The following is a 19,606-nucleotide window of genomic DNA, read 5'->3' as shown; positions in this document are numbered from 1 at the left end:
AACATTTGAGGATCTGAGCGTGTTATAATAAAGAAAAAAATGAAGGGAGCAAAGAAAATGAAAAAACTGACAATGATTGCATTGATGCTGGGAATGTCACTGATGATTTTATCCGGCTGCGGAGGCTCACCATCGAGCAACGCCGCACCAACTCCAACAGCGGCTCCCACAGCAACCGCAGCGCCAAGCTCTACATCTACGGCCACACCAACAGCAGGCAGCGGAACAGCCGCGATCTCTGGAGATCAGGCGAAGGCTACTGCGCTGCAGCACGCCGGATTAGCAGAGTCGAGTGTGTGGGGATTAAAAGTTGAACAGGGTACCGAAAACGGGCGCAATGTTTATGAAGTAGATTTCAAATATGATGGAAAAGATTATGATTATGACATTGACGCCATGACCGGTGAAATTGTTAAATATGATATTGATATTGATGATTGACAGAGGATTTCAGCCCGTACCGTACGGTACGGGCTTTTTGTAATTTGTCATTGTATCAGAGATGAAAGAGACCGGTAAGGTTTTGTACGGACCTTTTTCTAAATTTTAAGCATTGCTTTTTTTATCGTTCAGAAAGCCGACTGTAAATTCCGCCCAGGTATAGTTGCTCATATATTCACCATAAAAATTGTTGACTGCAGCGATATCGCCCTCCAGAAAGCGATAATAATCACAATCGACCTTCTCGATATCGAGAGCAAGATAGTTCCATTTTTTAATCAGAATATTGCTGACACCAGCTTTTTCAAGACCTTGCTTGAGACTTGAGATAAAGTTTTGAGCATATTTTTTATTGGCTCGCTTTCCGGATTGGTCTTCAAATAAAACCGTGCAGATGTCTGCGAGAGAAACGCCGCTGCCTCTGCGATCCACCAGATAGGCCAGAAGCTCCTTAGCACGTGTCCGGGAAAAGACCAGCGGCTTTTGATCCACAAAGATGTCAAAGGTGCCGAAGGTTCTGATGTAAACACGCTTTTCCGGCTCCGGATCGATGGGCATTTCAAAGCTAGGAAGTTTTTTTAGATTTGCAAGATCTTCCTTTATGAGCTCGGCAGAGACAGGTTTTAAAATATAACCCTTGGCGTGAAGCCGATAGGCATCGTAGGCATAATTGGTAAAGCCAGTGACGAAAAAAATACAAACCTCCGGACAGATTTTTTTTAATTTGGCTGCCAGTTCAATACCAGTCATTTCAGGCATTTCTACATCCAGAAAAGCAAAATCAAGAGATATCTTATTTTCAGAGCAAAGTCTTTCGGCATAATCAAGTGCTTCCTGAGATTTTTGAAAACCACAAATTTCGGCTTGTGGGAAAACCTGTTCCAATGCATTCATGAGGCTTTTTAGAGCTAGCCGTTCATCATCAGTTGCTAATATGTGTATAGTGATCACCATCCTTTGGATGAACTGATTTAGATTATAGCATATTTTTAATTAAAAATATGTCCCTTTAGGTAATTCTTAAAGAAAGTATTTAGGCGGGAATGTTCTTTGAAACCATATATCATAGAAATTTTGCTGATCTGAAAAATTGAAAAGAATACAGGGAATTGTGGCACTTTTGTTGTACTCAGTATATTATACTAATTTTGAAATAAATATTGGAGATCACATTAAATCAAGGAGAAATGAAACAAATGGTCAAACAAAAAAGATTAATCTCCCGGCTGTTGTCAATGTTTTTGGTGTTCTTACTGTTGTGTGCGATAATACCGGCAGGGGCATCTGCCCAGGAAAATGGGAAAGAAGAAAAGCAGATGTGGGAAGTACCGGAAGAAACGGCGCCTGTTTCTGAAAAGTTAGACACGCCACTAGAAGGTGAGCAGTCAAATGTTCAAGAAATTGGTGAACCGTCATTAAAACAGGAAAATACCATTTTTCCGACGGATATGCGGACCGATGAAAATGGCGAAGCTGAATTGACGCTTCCCATTGAGAAACCAGAAAAGAGTGCTCTAACAAGTATTGCCGACGAAGATTACGAATATGATACTGAAAATCATAAGCTTACAGTGTATACGAATGAAGGCACCAACAAGTGGAGAAGTGAAGTTCCCGATATAAAAGGAGCTGTAATTACGTTGGAAATTATGAAAGGTGTTACTGCGATCGAAGACGAAGCCTTTTTTGGATGTACCAGCCTAAACGAGGTGTTGATTGCAGATACTGTTGAAAATATTGGGCCTAAAGGTTTTGCCTATTGTACTAGCCTGAAGCAGATTAGTATTCCATCCAGTGTAAAGGAAATTGGAAAACTGGCTTTTTCTGTTTGCAATAGTCTGGCAGAGATTTATTTATCTGAAGGTCTTGAGTACATAGGAGAACGGGCGTTTTTAGGATGTCCTATGGAAAATATCGTCCTGCCCGAAGGCATAAAGATAATAAAAGACAGGGCTTTTGTAGACTGTAAGAATCTGAAATCAATCACCATTCCAGAAGGTGTTAATTTCATTGATGGAGGAATCTTTGCAGGTTGCCTGAGTCTGGAGACCGTTAATTTACCCGAAACGGCTACGCAAATCGCTGGAGGAGCATTTTATAAATGTATAAGTCTGAAAACAATTAATATTCCAGAAAATATCATGAGTCTTGGAATGGGAACTTTTGCAGGGTGTGCTAGTCTTGAAACGATAAATATTCCCCTAAAGGTGACAGTATTGGATGAGTCCGTTTTTCAAGATTGCGCCAGCCTGGAATCGATTGAAATTCCAAAAGATGTCGTAAAGATCGCGGAATCCGCTTTTGAAGGTTGTACTCGTCTTTCGTCAATCACAATGAAACCAATGACACCCCCTGACATTGATGAATATATTTTTGAAAACCTGCCGGAAAACTATAAAATTTTTGTGCCAGCTGGTACGGTTGAGATTTATAAAACATCCCAGGGCTGGTCGGAATATAAAGATCATATCTGCGAAAAAGTCCAATTTAAGGATCTGAAAGCCAACGGAGAATCCGAAAAAGAAACAACCACCGAGCTGACTCTGGTTTTTGACCAAGATATTAAGGGTCTGACTCTGGATGATATTACACTGAAAGGCGGCGCAAAAGTAAAACTGATCCAGGATAAGGAGTCTGGTGTTTACAAGCTCAAAATCAAGGATATTAGCGTCAAAAATAATGAAGAGGTCAATGTTAAGGTTCAAAAAGACGGATATTGCATCAACCCTAATGATAAAGATGTGGGCGTATATGTAAAAAAAACATCCTCTGATGACCCAAAACCATCAGACGACTCGAAATCCGATTCTGGTAAAAAAAGCGGCAAAAATGTTAAAACTGGTATTGTCGATACGAAAGCAGGCGCTTACTGCGCAGTGTTTATACTGAGTATTGCTGGGATTGCGGCATTAGGCTTTAAGCGAAAAATAAATCTATAAACCAAAGGATAGCGGCCGTGGTGTCAACTTAAATGAGAGAGGGATTTTTCAGAAGTTAAAAGATTCGTGGTGCATAATTAAGCCGATTATAAAAAGAGGTGACAGGTTATATGGATTGGATAGAGCATAGCGAAACCATTGTGGAGCCTCTGCCAAGAGGAAAGTACGGATTAGGCTGCTGATCGGGAAGAGGGAGCTACGGTGTCACGGACCCAAAAATCCGGTTGTCCTACACGACAGAGAAGAATAAGCGCTGTATCTACTGCCATTTCTATGGTCGAAACATAGACTTTGTGCACAGCTATTCAGTGAGTGAACCGCTGTAAAAGCGGTTGAAAGGAGTGTATATGAAAACACAGAAAATTCAGATAGGAATCACATTTATGATGGTTCTGTCCTTATCGTTTTTTATGGGAATGTGGGCGCCTCACAGCGCCCGGGCCGAGGAAAGCCGATTGTACGTGGGGGGGATCAATGCCAATGAGACACCCTCAGGAGAGGGCTGGAGCTATGACAAGGCTGCCAATGTCCTCACCTTGAGTGGCGCTAACCTTACAGTAACCGGGGATGACAGTATCGTAGCCGTCATTCTGTCCGATAAAGCGCTTACCGTTAAACTGAATGGGGAAAACAGACTGGTTCCTGATACAGACGATAAAAAAGCTATCTACTGCGGCGGAGCGCTCAGCCTCACTGGAGAGGGAAACCTCACGGCTCAGGCAGATACCACCAGGGAGAACGCACTAATCATAGACACAGGCTCCCTGGTCATGAACGGGACTGGAGCACTGACTCTTATGCCAGGCGTATCTGCAGATTCTCCCAATGAATCTTATGGGTTGCTATGCCATAACGGTTATTCGCAGCACAGCGGACAGGTGACCATCGGAAGTGAGGAAAAACGGGCCGGTGTCGGCCTGACCGTCACAGATGGCAGTTGCACCGTGGACGGAGGAAGTTTGAGCGTGTACGGAAACAACCAGAGCGTCACTGTCGGCGGCGATCTGACTATTGACGACGCTGCCGTTTACCTTGACCGGGCAAATCCCCACGAGCCGCCAGAGGCCGGCGGCGATGCGGTGCTTATCGAGCAGATCAATGGAATGCGCGGCGCCGCCCATCCCGATAAAAGGCTGCAGGGGATCCCTCTGGTTAACAGCACCCATGCCGAAGGCGTGATCAATATTGTCAATAACGCGGATGTTATAGTCAGAGCTTCCAACCCGGTAGAAAAGGACAATGAGGAGGCTAGCTGCTACCTGGTGGGCCTTCAGTCGCCGGCTTTAAACCTGAGCGATGCCAGCCTGAAGCTGGATGTCAGCGGATGCCGGATAGGTGTGGGGCTTATGGCTTCAGGTTATATGGCGCAAAAGCCCCAGGCGGACTGCCATATCGACAAAGGAGCCAGTCTTGATATTAAGGTAAAAACAGGCCTGGTGGCCCAGGGGATCAATACCTTTTATTCCAGTATTGGGAAGACAGGGGCAGCAGGCGTGAGTATTGACGCTCAGGCAGAGTGCCTTCAGCCGTTTATGGACGTCGCCGGAATGCTGGTATTGCGAAGTCCGTTTTATAATGAGCTGGTGACAGGCCTCACCGTTGAAAATAAGAGCCGACTGGACATCGGGGCTGGAGCATTGATCAATACGGATATTCCTGAGCCGGATGAAAATGATGACCTGCAGGCCAGCACAGCATTGTATATAGCAGGCAGCGCAGCCTTTTCCAGCGCAAGCCAACTCGATCTAAACAGCCACGTCCGGGTGGGGAGTGATTTCAGCATTGACCCGAAAGCCAGACTTAATGCAGACGGACTGTTTACCGCTGGCGAAGAGGAGCGGCCCGAGTTTGGTGCGGTTACCATTGGGGACAGCTGCATCGTCAATGCCAAAGCCGTCAGCGTGGATAAATCCCGTGCGCCAAAGGCTTATGCGAGCAGCATATACGCCAACGGAACCCTGAACATCGGTGATGCCACTGTCAACGCCACAGCCGATGACCTGAGAATTTACAGCTACTATGATATCAACATAAGCCCATTGAGTGGAGACAGCCGTGTCCAGGCTGCAAGCACTGGCGAAGGCGGCATTGCTTTGCTGGCCTTTGAAAACAGTACTTTGAATATTGGAAAGGGAAACGCAGTCACCACCCCGGCCGGAGGCGTTGTCGGACGTATCACCGAACCCTGGGCTGGCAGCACCATTCTGCCCAAGGGACAGACCATAGCCGCGGCAGCAGTGGTCGTCGAAAAAACAGAAACTCCGGAGCCCACCCCCACCGTGAAGCCTACGCCCACAGCAGGTCCCGCACCTACTCCACACAATAACAACATCAACACCGGCCTGCAGAGTGCAGGAAATGGTCTGTGCTGGGCCGCAGGACTGATCGTCGCGGCGGCTGTCATCATCGGTGTGGTGGTTTATGTAAGAAAAAGACGAGAATAGAGAGCGGGATTAGCTCCATGGCAATAAAACCAGGATTTAAGCTTCGTGGTGTATAATTGAGTCGATTACAAGAAAAGAGGTGACAGGCATGGGGACACAGCATGAAGTGACAAGGAAACAGCCCTTGCTAAACGCAAATGGGCGGATAGAAGAACCGGGCTGGGCAAAGCAGCTGGTGTGGGACTACAACCGTGACTGCATTGCGGCGCCCTGGTACAGGCGCAAGGAATGGGATTACTATCTGGTAGGCGACGGGCAGACTGGTGTGGCCTTCACCCTCTCCGATCTGGGCTACGCGGGCATGGCGAGCGTATCTTTCCTGAATTATAGGGATTGGACAGAGCATACCGAAACCATTGTGGAGCCGCTGCCAAGAGGGAAATACGGGTTAGGCTGTTGTTCGGACAGAGGGAGCTGTGGTGTCACGCACCCCAAAATCCGGTTGTCCTACACAGCGGAAAAAAATAAGCGCCGTATCTACTGCTATTTCCCTGAATTTTGGGAGGGAAAGGCATTGGAGGCGGATATTGTGCTCTACGAGCCGAATATGGATACCATGTGCATTGCGACGCCCTGGGCAGAAAAGCCAACGGCCTTTTACTATAATCAGAAGATCAACTGTATGCCCGCCTGCGGCTGGGTAAAGCTCGGAGATGAAAAACACCGTTTTACACCGGACAGCGCCATGGGTGTGCTGGACTGGGGAAGAGGTGTCTGGACCTATGACAATACCTGGTACTGGGGAACTGGCAGTGGATGGCATGATGGCGAGTCCTTTGGCTTTAACCTGGGCTACGGCTTTTCGGACCGCAGCAGTGCCAGCGAGAACATGGTATTTTACCGTAACCGTGCCCACAAGCTGGACGAGGTCACCTTTATGATTCCCAGAGACGAGTCGGGCGGCTATGCTTTTATGGAGCCCTGGTATCTGACCTCAAATGACGGCCGTTTCGTGGGAAGTTTTATTCCCAGAATGGATCGTCAGGCTAACATCAACCTGCTGGCCGTCAGAAGCGTGCAGCACCAGGTGTTTGGCTTCTTCAGCGGAAAAGTGGTGCTGAATGGCGGAGAAATTCTGGAGATAAAGGATTTCCTGTGTGCTGTTGAGGTGATTCACAATATGTATTAAGAATAAAAACACCATGAAGGAAGCGATCCTTCATGGTGTTTTTATGTCAGACTCTGTGTTTTCTGATGTGATGGCGGCGTATGAGGAGAATAATGATGACGATCAGCACAATCAGCCCCGCGATGATGCTGTAAACTGCCAGGGCAATGGGGGAGGGATTGCCAAAGAAAGTGACCAATGAGTTATCCACTGGCGTCTTGACCTCCCGGGCAATGTTGTAGCTGGCAGGAATGGTCCGCAGCCCGCTCTCGCCCACCGGGAAGGAGTGGATGTAATCGGACAGGGCGATCCACTCCTTGGCCTCTGCGCCAGTTGGTGTGTGAATAATCAGCGTGTTGGTGTCTGAGACTGGATTGCCGTCCTTATCCCTGGGCGCCAGCGTGATGATACCATGCGACATCTTGGTCATGAGCCCGGTCATATTGGCAAGATACTGGCTGGTGGTTACGCGGTACAGCCGGTCTTCATCCAAGGGGGTCCAGGTGCCGTCGGGGTTTTGGGTTTCCACCCCTGTCACCTTATCCAGCGGGAGACGGCTGTCATTGTAGGTGTAGCGCAGGCCGGAAAAGGAGAACTGAACCTCCTGCATCATGGGATACATGGAGACGTCGATCTGGCACAATGTTTTAAGTTCTGAGCCGTAAAGATAAAAGTCCACCAGCGAATAGCCCACACTCCCGTCAGAGCCTGAGCCCAGCGAGAGGATATTATAGATGCCTGATTCACTCAGATTTCCTTTATAGATGGTATCCCGGACAAGGCCGGCGTTGACAAGGGAAATATCTGCGTCCACACCGTTCTGGGCAGCGCCGTAGCGGTAGGCATCGGTGATAATATCGCCGAGGTCGGAGTTGCCAAAGCGCCCAAGCAGATCATCCACAGTGGCGAAATTGTGGTCGGAGACGGCCGCGGTGGCGTCAAAGCTCTTGCCGAGCGGTGTTAAAAATTCCTGCTGAACAACATCTTTGTAGGTGTTGATGGACGCTGCGATGTCCGGATCCATGGTCACGTCCCGGCTGTTTTCAATCAGCTGGTAGCTGTCCACCTTCACGGTGTTGTCAGCTTCAAGTTTCAGGTCCAGAAGCCCCAGCCGCTCGCCGCGCCAGCCACAGCCCACAATGGTGGTGCGGCCCTCGGTAATGGGCGTATCCAGCGTGGTGTGCGTGTGCCCGCTGACAATGACGTCGATATCCGGCACAGCTTTTGCAAGCTGCTGGTCTTCAGACTTTTCAATATCCGGATTGGTGCCGCCGTGGGACAGGCAGATAATGACATCTGCGTTCTGTGCTTTCAGGCTGTCCACACAGGCCTTGGCAGTCTCGGTGGTGTCATCAAAGCTCAAAGGGGCATAATTGACCGTGTAATCCTGGGCAACCTGGCTGAGCATGCCAAAGACCCCGATTTTCAGGCCGCCGCGCTCAATGATTTTTGTGGCGCTGCTGCCATAGGCATCAAAGGCAGCTTTGATCTCCTCTGATTTGGGATCATCGCCAAAGACCATGTTTGAGTTGAGCATGGCCGGCCGGTTCTGCGCCCTGGAGGCTGACCGCAGCGCGGCGGCGAGCCCATCAGCGCCATAGTCAAATTCATGGTTCCCGATGGTGGTGGCGTCAAAGCCCATCTCGCCCATCAAGCATAAATCCGGAGCGTGGGTTTTAAAAATACTGTTGAACAAAGTGCCCATGGAAAAATCGCCCGCATCCAGCACAACGGTGCTGTCGGTGCGGTTTTCCTTAATCAGGGTCGCCAGCCGGGCGTAGCCGCCCATGGTGGTGCGGCCATCGGCTCCATCCGCCACGTCGTAGGGCAGGATATAGGAGTGGAGGTCATGGGTAAAGAGCACCCGGAGCTCCCGCTCATCTCCATTTTCTGTTCCGGCCGCCAGCGCGGCGGGTGCCAGCCAAAACAGGCAGAAAGCCAGAAGCAGAAAAACTGTGGCCATACGTTTGATTTTCATCGTAAAATCCCCCTTATTATGGATTGCTTCCCCTTTGTTGGTGTCTTTATTATACACCTTTATTGACATCAAAAGAGCAACAGGAAGCTGGAAATTTTCCCAAATTAAGAAAGCCCCCGTGAAACTGCGCAAACGCAATGACACGGGGGTTTTTAACCTTTGGGGAGCGGAGAGACTTTCTTACCAGCTTCCGCCGCCGCCACCACCACCACCGCCACCGGAGAAGCCGCCGCCGCCAGTAAAACCGCCGCCACCGAAGCCGCCGGAACCGGAGTTCGGTGGAACGGTAATGTTGGTTGAGATAGCGTTCATGCTGTGCATGAGGGCATTGGTGAAATAAATCGTATTGAACATGCTGTAGGAATCATAGGTTCTGTACCAATGTGGCGGTTCGATGGCCAGGCTTTCAAATCGTTTGGCCCATTTGTCCGTGACGCCCAGCACATAGGCATAGGGGAGCACATCAAAGAAATAGTTGGGGTTTTCGTCCACTAAGGTTTTGATGCGGTCCAGCTCTGCGGTCTGGATAAAGTTTTTAAAGCCAAGGGTCTCGCCGAGCCACTTGTTGCCCTGTGGTGTCCGCTTGGTGGCAAAGGCACCCAGGAACGCCGTGATAACAGATACCACCACTGGCACTAGCGGCATCAGAATCGTGCCGAAGGTGACTGTGCCTGTGGCCAGCACAATGACCAGAAGGGTAGCGGAGATCAGGGTGCCTGCGATCACACGTCCGGTAAAGGAGCCTGTGGTCATGCCCTGCCGGGTTTCGATGGTGTGGGTCAGGAAGCTGAGCCCCGCAAAGGGAAGAATCCCGAACAGACAGCCCATGATCAGCACCATGAACACATCAAAGTAGCCCTCGGTCCGATAGCCGGTAACACAGCCGAAAATGAACAGAGGAAGGAAGCAGGCCAGGTGAATAAAGGCCTGTGCTGTCTTGGAGCCAGGAGTGAACAGCTTGTTCTGGGGTTCTGCGAAAAAGCCGCTGACCTCCGCTTTGGCAACCTGCATATCCTCGTAAAAGGTATCCTCCAGATCCTTCATGCTGGAGACAGTGCGTCCGCCCGGAAAAAGGGCGCGCATAACCGTGCGTTCAAAATTCAGAGCGTCAGCCGGGAGTTCCTGAACCTTCTCAAATTTAAAGTTCTTTTTGCTAGTTTGCTCAATGGTCAGATAACCCTTATCTGCCAGATACATGATCATAGACAGGATTTCCTCATTGCCAGTTTTGCCGTCAATGATGGTTCCAACCTGGGCTGGTGTGAGCTTATCCGGCGCGTAGAACATGACGGGTTCCAGTGGCTTATGGTCACGGCCAAAACGGAACCACAGGACAACTGCGAGCGCCAGGCACAGGCCGGAGACAATATAGACGATGGGATTCCATTCGTTACCGGTACGCGCACCCACAAAATACCCCTGAGGCAGGCGGATATTGAGCGTAACGCCCTCATTGGCCTGCAGTGGACGATTAAGGGTGCCGTGAATGGTATTGCCATCAACGGTGTAGGTTACTGCGTTAGTATCAGTACTGCCATAGCCACCCACAATGAACTCAAGGTTTGAGGGGTCGAATTCCTTGGGCATATTAATAATAAAGTTTGCACTGTCAATGGTAGTATCCCATTTTGCAGGAATGATATTGAAGTAAACATCGTCAAACTGGCTGATATGGTCATCACCAGGGTCCCAGGTATAAGAAATATCATAGGTCTGGTTACCGTCAACATATTCGTCTTCATCGCCGATTTTAATGACTTTGCTGCCGTTTTCGGAATCGGTGTCAAAGTTGTAGCCTGGAACCTTGATGTCAGAGACTCGGGCGTTGTAAGATGTCTCAGTCGGTTTGCCGTCAATATCACGATAATAACTTCCGCTGTAGGGAATATAGCGGTAAAGCCCGTGCCGTGGCTGGCTGAAGGTAACGTTGATTTTCTCGTTGACATTGTAGGCATGGTTTTCCTGTACGTTCATGGTCACATCATAGCTGTCTATGGTAAAGTATTCCCTAGCCAGGCCGGCTCCTGGGAACACAAGCGCCAGCAACAGCAGAAGCGCCGCCAGTACAGGCAGTTTCTTTTTCATGGGTGCACCTCCTTAAAAGAATGTAAAAAGGAGAATGGAGAATTAAAGCTTTTGTTCTTTTAATTCTCAATTCTCCAAGCTTAATGGTCCGTTGATTTAAAATTGTACTTTGACGTTTTCGCGCTCTTCCTGAGAAGACACTTCAAAATAAGGTTTCTTTTCAAAATGGAACATTCCTGCAATGATGCTGCTCGGGAACATTTCAATTTTGTTGTTCAGGTTTTTCACAGAAGCGTTGTAGTATTTCCGTGAATTGGCAATGTCTTCTTCAATGGTCTGAAGCTGACGCTGCAGATCCATGAAGTTGGTGTTGGCCTTGAGATCCGGATAGGATTCAGCAACGGCGAACAGACTTTTCAAGGTGCCAGTCAGTGCGTTTTCGTTTTTCAGCTTTTCATCGATGGATGAAGCAGTCATGGCTGCGTTGCGGGCCGCGGTTACTTTTTCCAGTGTCTGGGATTCATGGCTTGCATAGCCCTTGACGGTTTCCACCAGATTGGGGATCAGGTCGTACCGTTTTTTCATATACACGTCCATGGTGGAAAATGCTTCCTCCGCCTGGTTTTTTGTTTTGACAAGGCCATTGTAGCTGCCCATTACAACAAGGGCAAGAATGACGATAATGGCAATGATTATAATGATTGCGATCATTGTAAACCTCCTGCGTTTAGTTTCTTATTATTATACCACATTTCGGCTGAGCCTAAAAGAAAATCAGACGGCTCACAGCTTAAATAAATCCGTACTTAAGTATTTTTCTCCCCTGTCTGGGAAGATGACGACAATCAGCCCCGAATCCAGAGTTTTTGCGACCTCGCAGGCCGCATACATGGCCGCGCCGCTGCTCATGCCCACGAAGATGCCCTCCTTCATCACAATCTGTCTGGCGTAATCAAAGGCGATCTCAGACTCTACCATGATGTGGGTGTCGATTTTATCCGGGTCATAAATGGCGGGAACAATGGCCTCCTCCATATTTTTAAGCCCCTGGATGTAATGGCCCTTTACCGGGTGGGCCTCCACGATCTGAACATCCGGGTTATGGCTTTTAAGGCCCATGCCGATGCCCATGATGGTGCCTGAGGTCCCGAGCGATGAAACCATATGAGTGACCTTTCCGTCGGTCTGTTCCCAGATTTCTTCGGCGGTGGTGGTGTAGTGTGCCAGCTTGTTGTATTCGTTGCTGAACTGGTTCGGGTTAAAATATTTGTCCGGATTTTCCGCGAGCAGCTCCCGTACCCGGCAGATCGCGCCGTCAGTACCCTTGTCCGGAGCGGTCAGGGTGACCTTGGCGCCAAAAGCCTGAATCATCTTGCGCCGCTCGATGGAAACAGCCTCGCTCATCACGATTTCCACATCATAGCCCTTGACAGCGCCGATCATGGCCAGGCCGATACCGGTGTTTCCAGAGGTGGGTTCGATGATGGTTTTATCCTTTGTCAGCGTGCCTTCCTCTTCGGCCTGTTCGATCATCTTGAGAGCGATTCGGTCCTTGATGCTGCCTGTGGGGTTGAACCCCTCTACCTTGGCGATGATTTCTACCCCAGGGTTTGGGCTTAAGTGGTTGAGGCGCACCATGGGGGTGCGTCCGATGGTCTCTAAAATATTGTCGTGAATCTGCTGCATGTTGTGCTTCCTTTCTGTATCTTTGTCCTTTATATATAAAATGGTGAAAATGGATTCATTCCTGCATAACATTATAGTACAAAAAGCAATGGACTGCACGGGTAATTTGAGAAAAAACAAAGCTGAAAACCTTTTGCAGCCAAGAAAAGCTTTTATTTGAGAGACATTTGTATTATAATGAGAGACAGTCATACTGAGAAGAGGTATCCCGATGGGATTATTTTCATCCCAATGGGACGATTGAAGGAGGGTGTTCATGAAGTATCATTGCGTATTGTTTGACCTGGACGGCACATTGCTGAATTCCAAGGAGGGAGTCTGGCGTTCCTTTGAGTACGCGCTGGAGAAGCTGGGGTATCCCGATCCCAAAATTGAGGACATCGAGCCCCTCATCGGCCCGCCCATTGAGCAGGTCTTTACGAAATATTACGGTTACAGCGAGGAAGACGGCTGGCGGGGACACGATTTTTACCAAGAGGAATACGTGACCCATGGACGTATGTATAAGGACCCTTTCTTTGACGGAGCCGCCGAAACGGTGAAGGCGCTGCGGAGTTTAGGTTGTACAGTTGGCATTTGCACCAATAAGGGGGAACCTACAGCCCGGCAGATCGTGGGAAAATCCGAGGTCAACATTGATGAAGATCATGTATACGGTCCTGATACAGCTGGCACACGGACCAATAAGATCGAGATCATCAACGCCTTTTTAGAGGATTACAGTTATCATACGCCTGAGAAAAAAGCCGATGTGCTTATGGTGGGAGACCGTTACTATGATATTGAGGGCGCCCACGCCTGCGGGATTGACGCGGCGGGCGTGGCCTTTGGCAACGGTACCCGCGAAGAGCTGCTGAACGCCGGCGCCATCGCTGTGGTGGACCATATGATGGAGCTGGTTGAGATAGTAAAAGGATAGAAGAAAGGAAGTTATTTATGGAAAATATGAATGTACATCGCAGCATTGTGATCAATGGCGATTTGAAGTTTACGAATGTCAGTCGGGTTTTGCAGTCTAAAACCTTTGGAAAAATGATCACCACCTTTGTAAATGAGCTTGAAATCCGGCATTCAAGAAAATTGAAGGCAGTTATCCCCTTCCGTGATGAAAACAAATCCTTTGATTTGGAAAAATTCCGGGATTTTGTGACCCTGCTCAACATGAAGCCTCTGAAAGACGTTATGCGCAGCGATTATTTTGATATCCAGTACGGCGTGGACGAGTACACCGCCATCATGCTGGATTTTCTCGAAGGCTTTTACAACTACTGGCGTAATATCCAGCGTTTTATGGTTAAGAACGAAACCTACAACCCGGATGACGGCGCAAAACGTTCCAAGGCTCACTCGCTGGCCTCCAACAACGATTCTTTAAAAAAGCTGGTGCTGGATTTATACCGTAACATCCTGTATAACGTTACCGGCAAGAGTCTCAGTATTTACCGCCAGCTGCCCTCGGGCGCCCAGGTGTCTTTTCTGGTCGACCACTTTGACTTTCCAAATGACATCAAAAGTAAAAACGACTCGCTGTACCGTGTGCCCTATGTATGGGAAGCCATTTTCGAGCCGCCGGTTATTTTCTACACCCAGTCCAGCAAGCGTAACGGGGTGTTCCCCATCAAGAAGGACAAAAAGATTCTGGAACGCTTTTACATGGATTCCGAATCCTGGTATGCCATCCCGGTGAAGGCGGGACGTCTGCTGATCATCGCGTACTGCCATAAAGATTTTCTGGAGCTGGGCGCTGGCCTGTTCAATCTTTTCGAACTGGCAACACCAGAGGAATTTTTGCACAAGAAGCCAGACGGTGCGGTTTTCTTCGGCCTGGACAAGAGCCTTTTTGAAGAAGACGAGATGCGCGGCTTTGTGGTTAAGGAGGACGGCGTATACTACGGCATGCTGCCAAACGACCCGGAAATTGACTACTTTGGATACATGAAGAAAATGATTCTGACCCTGCACAACATTATCCAGATTAAAAACTTCTGGCTGCCCATTCACGGCGCTTTCGCCAAAATCCGTCTGGCCGGTGAAAAACCAGTAAACATCATGCTGGTCGGGGACAGCGGCGCCGGCAAGTCCGAAACCCTGGAGGCCATTCACAAGCTGCCCAAAGAGCTGGGCTGCGACGTGGATATCCTTATTGACGATATGGGCTCCTTACATTTTAACAAGGAAGACGAGCTCATGGCTGTGGGGACAGAAATCGGGGCGTTTGTCCGTCTGGATGACCTTCAGCCAGGCTACGCCTACAGCACCATGGACCGCTCGATTTTCATGAACCCTAACATCGTCAACGCTCGGGTGATCGTACCTCAGATGACCTATGAAGAAATTTCGGCTTCCACTCCAGTCGATTATATTTTCTACATTAATAATTATGAGAAAATTGACGATGCACACGCGCCTATCGAAATGTTTGACGACCTGGATACCGCTCTGGCAGTATTCTCAGAGGGCAAGCGTATGGCTAAGGGAACCACCGGCGAAGTGGGCATCACAACCACCTATTTCGCGAACCCCTTCGGCGCGGTACAGTTAAAAAGCGAACACGAAAAGATCGCGGAAAACTACTTCAAACGTATGAAGGAAAAGGGCATTAAGATTGGCGTTATCCGTACACAGCTTGGAATCCCGGGCTTTGAACAGGACGGTCCTTTTGTCGCCGCCGAATCCCTGGTAGATTTTATTAAGCATATTAAGTAAAAATAAAATTATTCTAAATTAGCCGGTGAAATAATTTGAAATTTCCTTGAGATCGCGTTATAATAAAGAAACCAACAATATTAAAATCAAGGAGGAATTTACCAATGGGAAGATTAAAAGGTACGGAAACCCTGTCAAATTTGATGAAGGCATTTGCAGGTGAAAGCCAGGCGCGTAACCGCTATACATTTTTTGCTTCAAAGGCTAAAAAAGAAGGGTATGTACAGATTCAGGAAATTTTCCTGGAAACTGCAGCAAATGAAAAAGAACATGCTGAAGTTTTCTATAAATATATGGCTGCTGAATTAGAAGGCGGCGAAGCCATGATGCTGAATGTCAATGCCGACTATCCGGTGGCATTAGGCGATACTAAAAGCAATCTGTTAAACGCAGCTGCTGGCGAAAAGGAAGAATGGGCAGACTTATACCCAGCTTTCGCAGCAACCGCTAAAAAAGAAGGCTTTGATGATATTGCAGAATCCTTTACTCAGATCTGTGTGGCTGAAAAAGCGCATGAAACCCGCTATAAGAAATTAGCTGCCAACATTGAACAGGGCAAAGTATTCAAACGCTTTGGTGATGTCAGATGGAAATGTGGCAACTGCGGCTATATCTATGAAGGCAACGATGCACCTCAGGTATGTCCTGCCTGCAAGCATGACCGCTCTTACTTCCAGCTGTTTGTTGAAACCTACTAAAGTTAATAACAAGACCCGTGGTGCCGTAAAATACGGCACCACGGGTTTTTTAGTTGCGTGAACTTTCAAAAGGCGTTAAAATGGAGGTAATACGGAAAAAGGGGAAAAGTAATGGAAAAAACGGTTGCTCAAAAGCTCATCGGCCTGCTGGCCGGCTTGCTTGTAATAGGGGCTGGGATATTTTTAATCCTGAGGCCAAAGACCTCGCTCACCGATCTGGTGGTGCTCATCGCTGTGGTTCTGCTGATCATTGCATTCATGAATTTGGTGGCAGTGCTCTATAAGAAGAAAATAAAGGGACAGGGCGAGGTGCTGGAAGCTATAGTCAACCTTGGCTTTGCCATTGCGTTCTTTATCTTTCGCTTTAAGGTGGTGCGCTGGATTCCTGACATTTTTGCCGGGTGGATTATTCTGAACTCTATCATTCGTTTTGTGTCTGCGGTTACTTATTTTAAAGACGGCGCGCCAAACTATGGCGCCTATTTTGTGAACGGAGTGATCACACTGGTGGCAGGGGTTCTCATGCTGGTTAATAACCGTCTCAATGCCATTGGGTTTGGGCTGGTGGCAGGCATTTATGTGCTTTGGTATGGCTTTACCATGATTTTTGACACCTTTAACGAAGAATCGACCCAGCAGAAAATGTCGGCCACGGCTAAGAAGATGCAGAGAAAGCTGCGCTTTGCCATTCCGTCTGTTATCGGTGGACTTTTGCCCAGGCGGCTGCTCAAAGAGTATGACGCCAAGGTAGCTTCCGAAGACGCCAACGCCTATCTCCATGAACAAAATGTGTCCATCCCCGAAAAGGCAGCGGGACTCGCGCCCTTTAACGTGGAAATACTGGTGCACCTGTCCAAAAAATTCATGGAGTCCTTCGGCCATGTGGATCTGATCCTGGGGGATGAAGCCGTGGCCTACGGCAATTTTGACAGCCACAGCTACCGTCTGTTTGGGGTGATCAGTGACGGGGTGCTGTTTAAATGCAACCGGGAACGCTATCTTAAGCAGTCCGTCTATCATGATGATAAGGTGCTCATTGCCTTTAAGGTGGCCTTTGAGAAGGAGGAGCTTCTCCAGATAAAAAAGAATTTTGACATCATGCGGGAAAATATGGCGGAATGGTACTGCGATACCCAGCTCATGGAGCAGGGACTTCTGCCTGAAAAGGACTATAGCGACATCGCTGACCAGATCTATAAAGGAAACGATGCGACCTTTTATAAATTTAAAAAAGGAACCCTGAAAACCTACTTTGCTGTGGATACTAACTGTGTCAAGGTAGCGGATTCTCTGTTTGAGAACACCAATTTTGACAAGCCGGTCATCCCTGGAATCGTAACACCCGGGGCCTATTATCAGTTTTTGATGCGTGAGCTTGAAAAGCCCGGTACTAAAGTCTATGAGCGGCACATTTACTCAAAGGAAACGCTAATCTATAATAAAGAACTTGAACCCGGAAAATAAAAAAGCATGGCGCCGTATAATGGGGCGCCATGCTTTTTTAATGCGTTGGCTGGTTTACTGGCAATGACGTCCGCCGCCGCGTCCGTTCCCGCCGTGATGGCCGCTGCCGTCACGGGGTCCGTTGCCGCTGCCATTTTGACAGCCTGTGCCGACAGGATTGCCAGTGACATCGCAGATTCCATCGCCGTCGCTGTCACCGTAGGCATGATGGCCTGCTGTGGATGGTACAGCTGTATCCGGCGTTCCAGTGCTGTCAGCAGGAACCTGGGTTGTCTCCACTGCTGGAGCAGCGGTGCAGTTGCCATTGCCAGAGCAGTTGCCAGAACCGACAGGATTGCCGGTGACATCACAGAGGCCATCGCCGTCCGTATCACATACAGCTGCGGTGTGCTGCGCGCCGTACTCCTGCATAAAACGCCCGCCGTTTCCGGCTGCCAGCGCTGTGGTGCCTGTGAGCAGCACCACCCCAACCACAAAGCCAGCGATTACTTTTTTGTTCATTTTCATTTGGAACACTCCTTATTTTTTTCTTGTCTTTATTATAGAATGTGATTATGGCAAAATTGTGACAAAAATAAAATAAATTTGTTATTGTATTTTCGCGGATTTTTATTCCCTTGAAAGCTCGAAAACAGCTTTTAATTTATTGATAATCCAATCCTTGTTTTTTTGAATTGAGGGGATATTTGTCCAAAATTCATCATAGTATTGGAACAATATAAACACAGCGGTAGAATCTTCTGAGATAAGGGCGTGGAAACGTCCTGAAAATGCTTCATATTTATAGCCGAGGGCATAGCGGTTATCTTTAATCAGAAATATGGGGCTTGCTCCTTCTGTTTTGGGTAATTCCTGAAGAAGAGCAATTTCAAATTCAGAAGATTTGCCAACAAGATGCATAAGATCGCTAATTTGTTTAAGAAAAATTTTGAGTAAGTCCTGAGCCTCTGGTTCGGGGCTTTTTTGTATGATTTTTACAAAATTTTCAATATCTTTTATACAGTAAATATGCCTGACCGGCCCTTGCTTTAATGCAGATTCCCAGATGTGGAGGGTATCCTGAGCGTTAAGCGTATACCTCAAAAGACTTTTAACATCGGTATTAAATGGAAATGGCAGGGGAGAAATATAGTATAAACAGCCCTCAATACAGACCTTGCTTTTTAAAAAGTTAATGATGTCTTCGTAGTGATCAAGGTAGTATTGTGTGTAAATGGGGATGCTTTTCGATTTAAGATCATTATAGAATTGTTGATAATAACGGATCGTTCGAATATCTGAATGATATTCGGCATAACGCTGTATGGTAAACCTCTCATTGAACTGGCAAATTAATGCAGCCTTATCTTTTATAATGAGCATGTCTGATAAAAAATTAGGGACTAACTGCAAGGGAATATAACAGGTGTCAACCTTATGGTTTAAGTTTAAGCTGATATCCCGCAAAAAAAGATTTTTTAAAGCCGTATACTTTGCATTAAAAGTATGAATAATTTGAAGGTGATGTCGATTGATGACTTCATATAATAATTTTTTTCTTTTCTTTAAAAAGCTGGAATCCTCCTGCCGCCATGAGTTTTCTTCGCAGTCAAAAATCAGAAACTCTTGATTTGGAGGTAAATTTTTCAGGGTTTCCAGCATTCTTAAGACGGCTTTTTCACGGCCACTATCGTAGTGGTAAACAGAAATTTGGGTGGTATAGCTGTTAGAGTCCAGAGTGATCTTTGAATCGTCAAGCTGGTCTGGAACCTCTGTAAGCCATTTTTTTAAGAGATGTGGAAGGACATTCTCATCAGCTTTATCGATCTGTTCATAATCGTCCGATAAAAGTGTTTTTATAGTATGAAAATTATTCTCCTGGTCAAGACTAAGATAGTACTGGCATATTAAGTCTGCATAATCTGATTTGGGGTTAATAAGACGTTTGTGATTGCGCCATTTACTGACAAGAGAATCGTTAACATGAAGAACCTCCGCAAGATCTTTTATACGCGTACGGAAGCATTCCATCAATAAAAACAAATGCGAAGGCGGATTGTTATTCATATAAAGACCATACCACTTCGGAGGTTAATTATAAGTGGCCTTTCAGATTATATATTTACTTTTTATTATAT

General features: G+C 47.5%; 15 protein-coding genes. 8 read left to right on the top strand and 7 right to left on the bottom strand.

Translation table 11 applies throughout. From position 1 onward, the window contains the following. Positions 1-57 precede the first annotated feature (57 nt). Complete coding sequence (locus B2M23_RS00430) at positions 58-441, top strand: PepSY domain-containing protein (RefSeq protein WP_038350843.1); 384 nt, start codon at positions 58-60, stop codon at positions 439-441. A gap of 105 nt (positions 442-546) precedes the next feature. Here the strand turns inward: B2M23_RS00430 and B2M23_RS00425 are convergent, their stop codons facing one another. Then, entirely contained in the window at positions 547-1,395 is an 849-nt protein-coding gene (locus B2M23_RS00425; RefSeq protein ID WP_278286442.1) for a LytR/AlgR family response regulator transcription factor, read from the bottom strand. A gap of 242 nt (positions 1,396-1,637) precedes the next feature. Here B2M23_RS00425 and B2M23_RS00420 point away from each other — a divergent pair, with 242 nt between their 5' ends. The 3 genes from B2M23_RS00420 to B2M23_RS00410 all read left to right on the top strand — a co-directional run bounded on the left by B2M23_RS00420 (position 1,638) and on the right by B2M23_RS00410 (position 6,953). Next, the gene (locus B2M23_RS00420) at positions 1,638-3,380 is read left to right on the top strand and encodes a leucine-rich repeat domain-containing protein (protein ID WP_038350842.1); all 1,743 of its coding nucleotides are present in this window, start codon (positions 1,638-1,640) and stop codon (positions 3,378-3,380) included. Between the two features lie 347 nt (positions 3,381-3,727). After that, positions 3,728-5,824 (top strand): hypothetical protein, encoded by a 2,097-nt coding sequence (locus tag B2M23_RS00415; protein WP_038350841.1) that lies wholly within the window; start codon positions 3,728-3,730, stop codon positions 5,822-5,824. An 88-nt stretch (positions 5,825-5,912) separates the two neighbouring features. After that, positions 5,913-6,953, top strand: a complete 1,041-nt coding sequence (locus B2M23_RS00410) for a DUF2804 domain-containing protein (protein ID WP_038350840.1) — start codon at positions 5,913-5,915, stop codon at positions 6,951-6,953. A 46-nt stretch (positions 6,954-6,999) separates the two neighbouring features. Here the strand turns inward: B2M23_RS00410 and B2M23_RS00405 are convergent, their stop codons facing one another. The 4 genes from B2M23_RS00405 to B2M23_RS00390 form a co-directional block, all read right to left on the bottom strand. Next, complete coding sequence (locus tag B2M23_RS00405) at positions 7,000-8,910, bottom strand: bifunctional metallophosphatase/5'-nucleotidase (protein WP_038350839.1); 1,911 nt, start codon at positions 8,908-8,910, stop codon at positions 7,000-7,002. A 180-nt stretch (positions 8,911-9,090) separates the two neighbouring features. After that, complete coding sequence (locus B2M23_RS00400) at positions 9,091-10,995, bottom strand: DUF2207 domain-containing protein (protein WP_038350838.1); 1,905 nt, start codon at positions 10,993-10,995, stop codon at positions 9,091-9,093. 96 nt (positions 10,996-11,091) lie between these two features. Next, entirely contained in the window at positions 11,092-11,646 is a 555-nt protein-coding gene (locus B2M23_RS00395) for a LemA family protein (RefSeq protein ID WP_038350837.1), read from the bottom strand. A 72-nt stretch (positions 11,647-11,718) separates the two neighbouring features. After that, positions 11,719-12,621 (bottom strand): PLP-dependent cysteine synthase family protein, encoded by a 903-nt coding sequence (locus tag B2M23_RS00390; protein WP_172610821.1) that lies wholly within the window; start codon positions 12,619-12,621, stop codon positions 11,719-11,721. Positions 12,622-12,877: 256 nt separating this feature from the next. On the opposite strand from B2M23_RS00390, the gene B2M23_RS00385 reads away from it, so the two are divergent. From B2M23_RS00385 to B2M23_RS00370, 4 genes are all read left to right on the top strand, one after another. Beyond that, positions 12,878-13,540, top strand: a complete 663-nt coding sequence (locus B2M23_RS00385; RefSeq protein WP_052237042.1) for an HAD family hydrolase — start codon at positions 12,878-12,880, stop codon at positions 13,538-13,540. A 17-nt stretch (positions 13,541-13,557) separates the two neighbouring features. Next, positions 13,558-15,327, top strand: coding sequence for a hypothetical protein (locus B2M23_RS00380; RefSeq protein WP_052237041.1), 1,770 nt, complete (start codon positions 13,558-13,560; stop codon positions 15,325-15,327). A gap of 104 nt (positions 15,328-15,431) precedes the next feature. Then, on the top strand, positions 15,432-16,025 hold the full coding sequence (rbr, locus tag B2M23_RS00375) for a rubrerythrin (protein WP_013379042.1): 594 nt from the start codon (positions 15,432-15,434) through the stop codon (positions 16,023-16,025). A 111-nt stretch (positions 16,026-16,136) separates the two neighbouring features. Next, positions 16,137-17,489, top strand: a complete 1,353-nt coding sequence (locus B2M23_RS00370; RefSeq protein ID WP_038350836.1) for an HdeD family acid-resistance protein — start codon at positions 16,137-16,139, stop codon at positions 17,487-17,489. Between the two features lie 54 nt (positions 17,490-17,543). On the opposite strand, the gene B2M23_RS00365 is transcribed toward B2M23_RS00370, so the two are convergent. Further along, positions 17,544-17,996, bottom strand: coding sequence for a hypothetical protein (locus B2M23_RS00365; protein ID WP_052237040.1), 453 nt, complete (start codon positions 17,994-17,996; stop codon positions 17,544-17,546). A gap of 102 nt (positions 17,997-18,098) precedes the next feature. Further along, on the bottom strand, positions 18,099-19,535 hold the full coding sequence (locus B2M23_RS00360) for a hypothetical protein (RefSeq protein ID WP_038350835.1): 1,437 nt from the start codon (positions 19,533-19,535) through the stop codon (positions 18,099-18,101). Between the last annotated feature and the right edge of the window lie 71 nt (positions 19,536-19,606).

The sequence above is a fragment of the Eubacterium limosum genome, from assembly GCF_000807675.2.
Lineage (GTDB): Bacteria > Bacillota > Clostridia > Eubacteriales > Eubacteriaceae > Eubacterium > Eubacterium limosum.
This window is presented reverse-complemented; position numbering and strand designations above follow the sequence as displayed.

Excerpts from the sequence above, each read along its gene's own strand:
- B2M23_RS00430 (WP_038350843.1), top strand. The coding sequence starts at position 58 with ATGAAAAAACTGACAATGATTGCATTGATGCTGGGAATGTCACTGATG.
- B2M23_RS00425 (WP_278286442.1), bottom strand. The coding sequence starts at position 1,395 with ATGGTGATCACTATACACATATTAGCAACTGATGATGAACGGCTAGCT.
- B2M23_RS00420 (WP_038350842.1), top strand. The coding sequence starts at position 1,638 with ATGGTCAAACAAAAAAGATTAATCTCCCGGCTGTTGTCAATGTTTTTG.
- B2M23_RS00415 (WP_038350841.1), top strand. The coding sequence starts at position 3,728 with ATGAAAACACAGAAAATTCAGATAGGAATCACATTTATGATGGTTCTG.
- B2M23_RS00410 (WP_038350840.1), top strand. The coding sequence starts at position 5,913 with ATGGGGACACAGCATGAAGTGACAAGGAAACAGCCCTTGCTAAACGCA.
- B2M23_RS00405 (WP_038350839.1), bottom strand. The coding sequence starts at position 8,910 with ATGAAAATCAAACGTATGGCCACAGTTTTTCTGCTTCTGGCTTTCTGC.
- B2M23_RS00400 (WP_038350838.1), bottom strand. The coding sequence starts at position 10,995 with ATGAAAAAGAAACTGCCTGTACTGGCGGCGCTTCTGCTGTTGCTGGCG.
- B2M23_RS00395 (WP_038350837.1), bottom strand. The coding sequence starts at position 11,646 with ATGATCGCAATCATTATAATCATTGCCATTATCGTCATTCTTGCCCTT.
- B2M23_RS00390 (WP_172610821.1), bottom strand. The coding sequence starts at position 12,621 with ATGCAGCAGATTCACGACAATATTTTAGAGACCATCGGACGCACCCCC.
- B2M23_RS00385 (WP_052237042.1), top strand. The coding sequence starts at position 12,878 with ATGAAGTATCATTGCGTATTGTTTGACCTGGACGGCACATTGCTGAAT.
- B2M23_RS00380 (WP_052237041.1), top strand. The coding sequence starts at position 13,558 with ATGGAAAATATGAATGTACATCGCAGCATTGTGATCAATGGCGATTTG.
- rbr (WP_013379042.1), top strand. The coding sequence starts at position 15,432 with ATGGGAAGATTAAAAGGTACGGAAACCCTGTCAAATTTGATGAAGGCA.
- B2M23_RS00370 (WP_038350836.1), top strand. The coding sequence starts at position 16,137 with ATGGAAAAAACGGTTGCTCAAAAGCTCATCGGCCTGCTGGCCGGCTTG.
- B2M23_RS00365 (WP_052237040.1), bottom strand. The coding sequence starts at position 17,996 with ATGAAAATGAACAAAAAAGTAATCGCTGGCTTTGTGGTTGGGGTGGTG.
- B2M23_RS00360 (WP_038350835.1), bottom strand. The coding sequence starts at position 19,535 with ATGAATAACAATCCGCCTTCGCATTTGTTTTTATTGATGGAATGCTTC.